Below are 9726 nucleotides of genomic sequence, written 5' to 3' on the forward strand. Positions count from 1 at the left end.
CATACCAGCAACAAGACGAGGGAGTGGGACATGCGATTTGGATCGGTCAATTACGAAACCAGAGGCAAGGTCGCGCTCCTGACGCTCGACGAACCGCAGAAGCTCAACGCGCTGAGCCCAGGCATTCGCCAAGGCATCCTCGAAGGGCTGAAGCAGGCGGATGCGGATGACAATATCCGTGTCGCCGTCATCACCGGCAACGGCGACAAGGCGTTCTGCGCCGGAGCCAATATCGGCGAATTCGACTTCGATCCGGAAAGGGCGCGCAGCTTCCTGATCGACGCGATGGAAGTGCTGGCAGCGCCGGAGAACACCCGCAAGATCGTGATTTCTGCCGTCAACGGCATCGCCTATGGCGGCGGCTTCGAACTCGCGATTGCCTCCGATTTCATCATCGCCTCCGACCGCGCCAAATTCGCCGTTCCAGAGATCAAGCTGGGCCTGCTGCCGGGCTTTGCGATCGTTCGCCTGCAAGGGATCGTCGGCCGCGCCAAGGCCAAGGAGCTGAGCGTTCTCGGCGATCCGATCTCGGCCGAAGAAGCCTGCCGGCTCGGCATTGCGCTCCGCGTGGCGCCGCATGCCGAACTGCTCGCCAATGCTCTCGCCTTTGCCGAACAGATCGCCGCCAAGCCGCGGCTCGCAGTGCGGATGGCGAAGTCGTTCTACAATCGCGGGTTGGGCGGCGACGACATGCGTCATGTCATCGACGGTTTCCCGTTCCTGTTCATGCACGAGGATGCGCGCGAAGGAATCGCCGCATTCCGGGAAAAGCGTCAGCCCAGATTTAGAGAAAAGTAGTAGACGGCTTTTGCGGGCGGAATCGACAAGCTGCCGTACCCTCGCCGCCTTGCCTTGAAATCGAACGTTCGTTAGCTTCGCCAGACAAGAAATCGGCGGGGTCTCGAACCCACTAAGCCAAAAATAACAACGCGTTGGAGAGACAGTTTGTCGTTTGCTGGCGGGACATCCGGTCCGGTATTGCAATGCCAATCCGTCGAGCGACGGTTTGGCGGGATCGTCGCGCTCAACGGTATCGACATGCATATCGAACGCGGCGAGATCTTCGGCCTGGTCGGCCCGAACGGGTGCGGCAAGACCACCCTCACCAACGCCGATCACGGGCTTCTATCCGCCGCAGCGCGGCCGCATCCTGCTCAACGGCCGCGACATCACCGGTCTTGCGCCGCATTACATCGCAACGCTCGGTGTCGCCCGCACCTTCCAGAATCTCGCGCTGTTCAACGGCATGAGCGTACTCGACAATATCCTGCTCGGCCGTCACATCCACATGAAGCCGAGCGTGGCGCGCACCGCGCTGTACTGGTGGCTCGGCCGCCGTGACGAGACCGCGAACCGCGCCGCAGTGGAAGAAGTCATCGAATTCCTGCAGCTTGAAGGCGTGCGCGACGAACTCGTCGACGTCATCCCGATCGGCCTCAAGAAGCGCGTCGAACTGGCGCGCGCGCTGGCCGCGGAGCCGAGTTTCCTGGTGCTGGACGAGCCGATGGCCGGCATGAACCAAGAAGAAAAGGAATACATGGCGCGGTTTATCCTCGATGCCCGCGACGAGCGCGGCGTCACCGTGCTGTTGATCGAACATCATATGGACGTCATCACCGGCATCTGCGACCGGATGCTGGCGCTGAATTACGGAGCGATGATCGGCAGCGGTATTCCTGCCGACGTCATCGCCGACCCGCGGGTGGTCGAGGCCTATATCGGGGGCGCCCATGGCGCGCACTGACCAGACCGCGGCCTGGAATTTCGAGACAAATACCACGCTAATCCGCGTGCTAGCTCGCAATGCCGAAGTTTTTCCGGATCGCGTAGCGGTTCGAGAAAAACGTAGGGGTATCTGGCAGGAGATGACGTGGTGCGAGTTTTGCGACATCGTGCTGCGCTGTGCCGCGGGACTGGAAGCACTCGGCTTCAAGGCCGGCGAAGTCATGCTGGTGCTCGGCGATAACCGCCCTCGCCTCTACGCCGGCATGCTGGCCGCGGGCGCGCTCGGCGGCTACGCGATGCCGGCCTATCCCGATGCCACGCTCGAGGAGATCAAACATTTCGTCCATGAAGGCGGCGCGCGGTTCGTGCTCGCCGAAGACCAGGAGCAGGTCGACAAGACGCTGGAGCTGCGCGAGCAAGGCTCCGCGATCGACCACATCGTCTATGACGACCCACGCGGCCTCGCCTCCTATTCCAACCCGGGGCTGATCTCATGGGATGGGGTTCAGGCCAAGGGCGCAGAGCGTCTTGCAGCCTCGAATGACGCACGGGCAGAGCTGATCGCGCGCGCGGGCCCTAATGGCCCCGCTGTGTTCGTGCATTCGTCGGGGAGCACCGGCAAGCCGAAGGGCGTGGTACTCTCGCATCGCAATCTGCTGTCCGGCGTCCGCAACGCCTATCAGGGCAAGGCGTTCGATTTTGGTGAAGATATCCTCGCCTATCTACCGATGGCCTGGATCGGCGACTTCGCAATGACGATGGGCGGCGGCATTCCGCTGCACTTCACCATCAATATTCCCGAGCGGCAGGAAACCGTGCTGCAGAACCTGCGAGAGATCGCGCCGACATTCTATCTCGCCGCTCCCCGCAGCTGGGACAACCTGCTAACGACCATTCAGGTGCGCGTCGAGGATTCCTCTTGGCTCAAGCGTCGCATCTACGACGCGCTGATCACGTCCGCCATCAATGCCGAGAAACGCAAGCTCGGGGGCAAGGAGCCGACACTGAAGCAGAAACTGCTCGCCCCGTTGTGCGAGTTGCTGGTGTCCGGCCCAATCAAGGACCAGTTCGGCCTCACCCGGCTGCGTGGCGCCTTCACCGGCGGCGAAGCGATGGGCGAAGACACGTTCATCTTCTACCGCGCGCTCGGCATTAAGCTGCGCCAGCTCTACGGCCAGACCGAGAGCAGCGCGTACAACGCGATCCAGGGACTGGACGAAGTCCGGCTCCACACGGTCGGGCGGCCGCTACCCGGTGTCGACGTCAAGATCAGCGAGTCCGGCGAGATCATGATCCGCTCCGGCAGCGTGTTCAGCGGCTACTTCAAGCAGGAACAGGCGACACGCGAGAGCCTCGAGGATGGCTGGCTGCATACCGGCGACGCCGGCTATGTCGAGCCGGACGGTCACCTCGTCGTGCTCGGCCGCCTGTCTGATGTCGTGCATACCGCCAAGGGCGAGCGATACATTCCGAATTACATCGAGAACCGCCTGAAGTTCAGCCCTTACATCAAGGATGCAGCGGTACTCGGCCGCGACCGCGATACGCTGGCAACGCTGGTGTGTATCGACAAGGACGCGGTCGGCCTGTGGGCCGAACTGCGCGGCATCTCCTATATGTCTTGCGCTGATCTCTCGCAGAAGCCGGAGGTGATCAAGCTGATCGGCTCTGCCGTCAAGCACGTCAACGGCACCCTGCCGGAGGGATTGCAGCTCAAGCAGTTCGTCTGCCTGCATAAGGAATTCGACCCGGATGATGGCGAAGTGACCCGCACCCGCAAGATCCGCCGCAACGTCGTCGAGGAGCGTTACAAACCGATCATCGATGCGATCTACGATCGAAAGACGAGCGTCCTGATGAAGGCGCAGGTCAGCTACGAGTCCGGCGAAGTCGGCGTCATCGAGCGCACGCTTTCGGTGCAGGAGGCCTGACGATGGATTGGGCGCTACTGGCCGAGTCGGCCGTCAACGGAAGCTTGGTCGGCCTGATGTATTCGCTGGTCGCAATGGGCATCGTGCTGATCTACAAATCGTCGTCGGTGCCGAACCTGGCGCAGGGATCGATGACGATGCTCGGCGCCTATATCGTGCTCGCCTATGCGAGCCGGTTCGGCGCGCCCATCTGGCTTTCGATCATTTTCGCCATCGTCACCATGTTCGGCGTCGGCATCGCCATCGAGCGGGTCGCGTTGCGGCGCCTCGCCGGCCGGCCGATCGTGATGATCCTGATGATGACGCTCGGGCTCGAGATTTTGCTCCGAGCCGGCTCGATGACGATCTGGGGGGGCACCGGGCGGCCGATGCCGATCGGCATCAGCGACGATCCGCTGTTCCTTGGGCCAATGCTGATCAACCGCGCCTATGCCGTCGGCGCCGCTGTTGCCGTCGTGATGTTTGGCGCGTTCGCCTTGTTCTTCCGGACCCGGATGGGCGTGGTGCTCCGCGCGATCTCGGACGACTACACGGCTGCCTGGTCGGTCGGCATCTCCGTCGAACGCGGCGTGGCGCTGTCATGGGCGATGTCCGCCGTGGTGGCCACGATCGCCGGCGTGCTGTGGGCCTCGGTGCAAGGCGTCGACCAGTCGCTGGCGCAACTGCTGCTGAAAGGCGTGACGGTCGCGTGCTCGGCGGACTAGACAGCATCGGCGGCGCGATGCTCGCAGGCCTGCTGTTCGGCATCGTCGAGGGCGTGACCAGCAGTTTCCTCGATCCGATACTGGGCGGCGCTAGTCGCGACCTCGTCGACGCCGCGATGCTGATCCTCACCATCATGCTGCGCCCGCACGGCCTCTACGGCCGCCACGACATCGAGAGGATCTGAATCGATGTTGTTCAGGCAAGCCGGCGTCTTCCACACCAATTATGCCGCCGACCGCGCGCTGTTTCCGATTGCGGCCGACCGCTGGATGATCGGCATCCTGCTGATTATCGGCCTTGCCGCCCCGTTCGTCGTGAACTCGCTCTATCTCAGCAGCTATCTGCTGCCCTTGCTGGTGTGGACTGCCGGCGCGCTCGGCCTCAATCTCATCCTCGGCTGGGCCGGGCAGTTTCATCTCGGATACGCCGCCGTGATGGGCATCGGCGCCTATGCGACGGTTCACGCCAACAAGGCCGGCATCCCCTGGGAGATCGCGATCCTGATCGGCGGCGCGACCGCCTCTATCATCGGCATCGGCTTTGCGTTTGCCGCGCTGCGCGTCAAGGGACTGTATCTGGCGCTCAGCACCCTCGCCCTCCAGTTCGTGATGGACTGGACCATTTCGCATGTTCCGGCCATCAGCGGCGGCACGCAGGCGACGCTGCAAGCGCCGGACATCCGCCTGCTCGGCCAACCCATAACCTCGGACGCCGGGCTCTATTACGTCGCGTTCGTCTGGTGCATCCTGGTGACGTCGTTCATGCTGAACCTGCGACGCACCGCGCTCGGCCGCGCGTTGGTCGCGGTTCGGGAGAAGGACTTCGCGGCGGCTGTCATCGGCGTCAACAGCTTCTATTTCAAGCTGGTCGCCTTTGCAACGTCCTCATTCATCGGCGGCGTCACCGGCGCGATCTTGATCGGCACATTCTATCACGCCGTTACGCCCGAACAGTTCTCTGTCGACGTCTCGATCCAGGCGCTGGCCATGGTGATCGTCGGCGGGCTCGGCAGCATCATCGGCAGCTATTTCGGCGCTGCCTTCATTCTGCTGATGCCGGGCGCTATGAACAGCCTGATCTCGTGGGCGGCGATCCGTTTCGGCTTTTCGCTCAGCATCGAGACGCTGGCGCATCTGCCGCAGGCTCTCTACGGCGCGCTGATCATCGGCTTCTTGCTGGTCGAACCGCTGGGCCTCGGCAAGATCTACAAGAACGTGCGCGACTATCTGCTGGTCTGGCCGTTCGGCTACGTGAAGAAATAGGGCCACCATGAGCGCATCGAGCCCAACCCCAACTGCTTCGAAGGTGCTTTCGCTCAACAATATCGAGGTTGTCTACGACTACGTGTCGCTGGCGATCAAGGGCGTGTCGCTCGACGTGCCCCAGGGCGGCATGGTGGCGCTCCTCGGCGCCAACGGCGCCGGCAAAAGCACTACGCTGAAGGCCATCAGCGGATTGTTGGTCGCCGAGCGCGGCGAGGTCCGCCGCGGCGAAGTCCAGTTTCACGACCGCAATATCGGCACGCTGTCGCCGCAGCAACGCGTCCAACTCGGCATCGCCCACGTGCTCGAGGGACGGCGGGTGTTCGAGCATCTGACACCCGAGGAAAACCTGATCGCGGCTTCCGCGATCCGGAGCCGGGCCGACATGGCCCGCAACAAGGAGATGGTCTACAGCTATTTCCCGCGGCTTCACGAGCGGCGATCCAGCGCCGCCGGTTACCTATCGGGTGGCGAGCAGCAGATGCTGGCGATCGGGCGAGCGCTGATGACGCAGCCGAAACTGCTGATGCTGGACGAACCCAGCCTCGGGTTGGCGCCGTTTTTGGTTGCGGAAATCTTCCAAATCATCAGCCGCATCAACCGCGAGGAAGGTCTCTCGGTGCTGCTGGTCGAACAGAATGCGGTGGCAGCCCTCGAAATCGTCTCGCACGGCTACTTGATCGAGAGCGGTCGTGTCGTCATGCACGACACGGCGGAAGCGCTGAAGAGCAATCCGGATTCAGGAGTTCTATCTCGGCGGCGCAAAGGGAAAGAGTTTCCACGCCATCAAGCACTACAGCCGGCGGAAACGCTGGCTGACCTGATTACGACCAGCGAATAAGACAACAAACGACCAAAGGGAGAACCCAGATGAAATATCTATCGATTGCGGCCGGTGTCGCCTTGAGCGCGATCTCGATCCTATCGGCGAAAGCCGCCGACGCCGTGCGTTTTGGGCTCTGTTACGACCTTACCAAGGCATACACCTTCGTGACGCCGCAGGTGGCGCAGGCCGCCAAGGATTATGCGGATATCCTCAACGCACAAGGCGGCATCGAGGGTCACCCGGTGGAGATGGTGGTACAGGACCACGGCAACGAGCCGCAGCGCGGCATCGAATGCTACGAAAAGCTGAAGCGCGATGACGTGATGGTGTTCGATACGCTGTCGACACCGGTCTCCCGCGCCGTGCTCCCTCGCGGCATGAAGGATGGGAACATTCTAATTCAATCGCTCGTTGGGCGCGGCGACGCCGTCGACGGCGACGTCTTCAAGTGGGTATTCCCGATCGGCCCGACCTATTGGGGCCAAGCCGCCAACGACATCGAGTACATCAAGCAGAAATCCGGCGGCAACCTGAAGGGAGTCAAAATCGCGTTCCTCTACGTCGATTATCCGTTCGGACAAGAACCAATCGGTATCATCAAGACGCTGGCGGCTAAGGAAGGCTTCGATCTGCAACTGTTCCCCTATCCTTTGCCAGGCAATGACCAAGCCTCAGCATGGACCCAAATGCGCCGGTTTGCACCCGACTGGATCGTCAGTTGGAGCCTGTCAAACATGCACGTGATCGCCTCGCGTGAAATGAAGCGTAACGGCATTGCGCTCGACAAGTACGTCGCCGTCAACTGGATGAACGAGGTCGACATCAACAATATCGGCGCAGAGGCCGCTAAGGGAATTAAGCGCGGCACCAACGTCGCCGGCGGCTCCAACCATCCCTTGGTGCAGAAGATCATTAAGGAAGTCTACGATAGGGGCAAAGGCAACGGCGACCGCAAAAATCTCGACGACGTCTACTACAACACCGGCCTGGCGCTCTGGTCGATCGCGGTTGAAGGCGCGCGTCTTGCTATTAAGAAGCACGGCTGGCCGCTGACGCCGGAGAAGATAAAGGACGGCCTTGAAAGTATCAAGGATTACGACGCGAACGGCATGATCGCGCCGGTGACCGTGACCGCCAAGGATCATGGCGGCGGCGGCAAGACCCGCATAGAGATGTGGAACGGCAGCAAGTGGGTGCCGCAGACAGACTGGATTGCAGCCTATACTGACGACGTTTGGAACGTGGTGAAGACTCAGTCGGCTGACTACGCGAAGTCGGACGCAGTCAAGTAAGCCAAGATAGTCCCAAGAAAATGCGGTGTTGCGATGAAATCTCATCGCACCACTCCCTGGTCCACTGCTGGAAAGCTGAACCAAAGCGATCGCCCTACTGGAGCGTGGGCTCATTGCCGGGACGGCCAGCCGGCGCCTGTCTTCAGGTGTCTTGGCAAGATGCCATAAGCAAGCCCCGATCCCACTCCTGTAGTGTCAATGCCAGCAATGAGGAGCAGGCGTAGCGTTCCTAGAATGTGATTGTCCGTAAGAGGTTGCCCGTCGACACGAGCAGCAACAAGATAGCTGATGAGATCTTCGGATGGCGCGCATCGCCGCCGTTGCACCACGATGGCTGCCGGAGCGAAAGGCGGCAGCAATACAATCCGCGCCAGGCGATAGTGTGGGGGATCGGAGGTGATGGGCGGTGCCGGCGATTTTATGGGCGGCGGGGTCGCGCGTACTTGCAGACGGCGCGAGGAGAAAGCTTGCGTGTCATGTGCGACCTCCCGAATGTCCTTGTAGCGCGTAGGCAAGTATACCCCCTGAAACCGATTGGTATGCGCAACGGGACAAGAGCTGCGCAACTCGGCCCAGATCGGAAAGGGGTCTTCGATCCATCGTTGATCGAGGTGATCGAAGTCTGTTGCCCAATCCTCGACAGGCGGACGGATACTCAATTCTGCCCCCCAACAAGCGTTCAAAGATGACTTGCGGCCTAGCGAGCGACGCCGGAGCAGTCGCCGCATTCCCATTCACGCGATCAGCCAACCCTGCACGGCCGCAGCCTCCTGCCGACAATACTCGGGCGATCCCAGTATCTGACGGTTAAACGCTATGCGCTTGAACCAATAATGCAAGCCAAGCAGGTCAGCGAAGCCCATTCCTCCATGCACTTCTGTTGTCAGGCGTGCGACCTCTCTGAAGACCTCGCCCACATGGGCTTTCGCCTGCAAGGCCATAATCCGTGCTTCCTCGGGCTGTGCATCTTGCGCATGTGCCGCGTACCAAACCAATGCTCGACAGGGCTCCATAGTGTCGCCAGATCCGCGAACGTATGCTTGACAGCCTGAAAAAAACCGATGGCGCGATTAAACTGAACCCTCGCTTTCGAGTACTCGAGCGCTCGATCTAACATGGACTGCGCTGCTCCCAGCGAATCTGCCGCGAGGAAAACTCTTCCCGCATCAATCACGCCAGACATTGCTCGGCAGGCGTCGGCAGCGGCATCCAGAATGATCACTCTGGCCTCATTGAGTGCGTAATTCGTAATGGGCCGGGTGCGATCGAGGCTTGCGCGTACATCAACGGTCACTCCCGTCTCTCCAGCATCAACAAGAGCTGCCCGACCGTCGGGTAGAAACACGATGACGTGAGATGCGCTCCCGCGTCGAGTACTCCGGTCAAACGGCCACTGACCCTATTGCCGTCGAGCTCCGCTACGGCAATCGCGTCCCCGCGGGTCACTTCAAATTCCTCCGGGTGCGGTCAGTCAAACTCCTCCACCCCCAAGGCAGGACAGAAGTGGATTGTTAGTTTGACATTGTTTCGCGGGCAAGAGCTTCAGCGGCCTCTTTGAGCCGATAGCTGCGTCCGTCGAACTCAAGCAGATGGCAATGATGCATCAGGCGATCGAGGATCGTCGTGCTCATGGTGTTGTCCCCCAGGTATGTCCCCCAATCCTGCACGACGCGATTGGAGGTGACGATGACGCTGCGGTGCAGTTTGTAGCGCTGATGGATCAGGGTCTGCAGCAAGGCGCCGGCGTCGTCAGGGATGGCGCGTGCGAGGAACAGATCGTCCAGCACGAGGAGATCGCAGTCGATGATGTTTCGCAGGCGGGCCTCGCGCTGCGCCGGGGAGTTCAGGGCGTAGCGGTGGAAGAAGTCGTCGGTCTCAAGATACTGGACCTTGTGGCTTTGCAGGATTGCCTGATAGGCAATCGCCTTGGCGATGTGGGACTTCCCGGTGCCAGGTTTGCCGACGAGCAGCGCGTTCTCGCCGGC

General features: G+C 61.3%; 10 protein-coding genes and 2 pseudogenes. 8 read left to right on the forward strand and 4 right to left on the reverse strand.

Features of this window, described 5'->3' with window-relative positions; all coding sequences use genetic code 11:
• The first annotated feature begins 30 nt into the window (after positions 1-30).
• The 8 genes and pseudogenes from AC3WLX_RS35765 to AC3WLX_RS35800 all read left to right on the forward strand — a co-directional run bounded on the left by AC3WLX_RS35765 (position 31) and on the right by AC3WLX_RS35800 (position 7741).
• Complete coding sequence (locus AC3WLX_RS35765; protein WP_024342810.1) at positions 31-798, forward strand: enoyl-CoA hydratase/isomerase family protein; 768 nt, start codon at positions 31-33, stop codon at positions 796-798.
• A 370-nt stretch (positions 799-1168) separates the two neighbouring features.
• Entirely contained in the window at positions 1169-1744 is a 576-nt protein-coding gene (locus tag AC3WLX_RS35770; protein ID WP_283806492.1) for an ABC transporter ATP-binding protein, read from the forward strand.
• A complete protein-coding gene (locus AC3WLX_RS35775) occupies positions 1731-3656 on the forward strand; it encodes an AMP-dependent synthetase/ligase (protein WP_028139128.1) in 1926 nt (641 codons plus the stop codon). Before AC3WLX_RS35770 ends, AC3WLX_RS35775 begins: the two co-directional genes overlap by 14 nt.
• Positions 3657-3658: 2 nt before the next feature.
• On the forward strand, positions 3659-4360 hold the full coding sequence (locus tag AC3WLX_RS35780) for a branched-chain amino acid ABC transporter permease (RefSeq protein WP_245265965.1): 702 nt from the start codon (positions 3659-3661) through the stop codon (positions 4358-4360).
• Positions 4345-4545: an ABC transporter permease gene (locus AC3WLX_RS35785; RefSeq protein WP_245265964.1), complete on the forward strand. Its 201-nt coding sequence runs from the start codon at positions 4345-4347 to the stop codon at positions 4543-4545. Before AC3WLX_RS35780 ends, AC3WLX_RS35785 begins: the two co-directional genes overlap by 16 nt.
• Positions 4546-4549: 4 nt before the next feature.
• The gene (locus AC3WLX_RS35790) at positions 4550-5623 is read left to right on the forward strand and encodes a branched-chain amino acid ABC transporter permease (protein WP_024342808.1); all 1074 of its coding nucleotides are present in this window, start codon (positions 4550-4552) and stop codon (positions 5621-5623) included.
• Positions 5624-5630: 7 nt separating this feature from the next.
• Positions 5631-6447: pseudogene (locus AC3WLX_RS35795) on the forward strand (ABC transporter ATP-binding protein).
• A gap of 46 nt (positions 6448-6493) precedes the next feature.
• Positions 6494-7741 (forward strand): ABC transporter substrate-binding protein, encoded by a 1248-nt coding sequence (locus tag AC3WLX_RS35800; RefSeq protein WP_028139127.1) that lies wholly within the window; start codon positions 6494-6496, stop codon positions 7739-7741.
• A gap of 105 nt (positions 7742-7846) precedes the next feature.
• Here AC3WLX_RS35800 and AC3WLX_RS35805 read toward each other — a convergent pair.
• The 4 genes and pseudogenes from AC3WLX_RS35805 to AC3WLX_RS35820 all read right to left on the reverse strand — a co-directional run.
• Positions 7847-8400 (reverse strand): annotated as a pseudogene (locus AC3WLX_RS35805) (cytochrome P450); the annotation flags it as partial.
• Between the two features lie 75 nt (positions 8401-8475).
• Positions 8476-8736, reverse strand: coding sequence for an acyl-CoA dehydrogenase family protein (locus AC3WLX_RS35810; protein ID WP_283805294.1), 261 nt, complete (start codon positions 8734-8736; stop codon positions 8476-8478).
• Positions 8625-8924, reverse strand: coding sequence for an acyl-CoA dehydrogenase family protein (locus AC3WLX_RS35815; protein ID WP_283805298.1), 300 nt, complete (start codon positions 8922-8924; stop codon positions 8625-8627). Before AC3WLX_RS35815 ends, AC3WLX_RS35810 begins: the two co-directional genes overlap by 112 nt.
• A gap of 328 nt (positions 8925-9252) precedes the next feature.
• Positions 9253-9726, reverse strand: a 474-nt coding sequence (locus AC3WLX_RS35820; RefSeq protein WP_492339295.1) for an ATP-binding protein, incomplete at its 5' end; no start/stop codon positions are given.

The sequence above is a fragment of the Bradyrhizobium sp. FW305-F6 genome, from assembly GCF_058782905.1.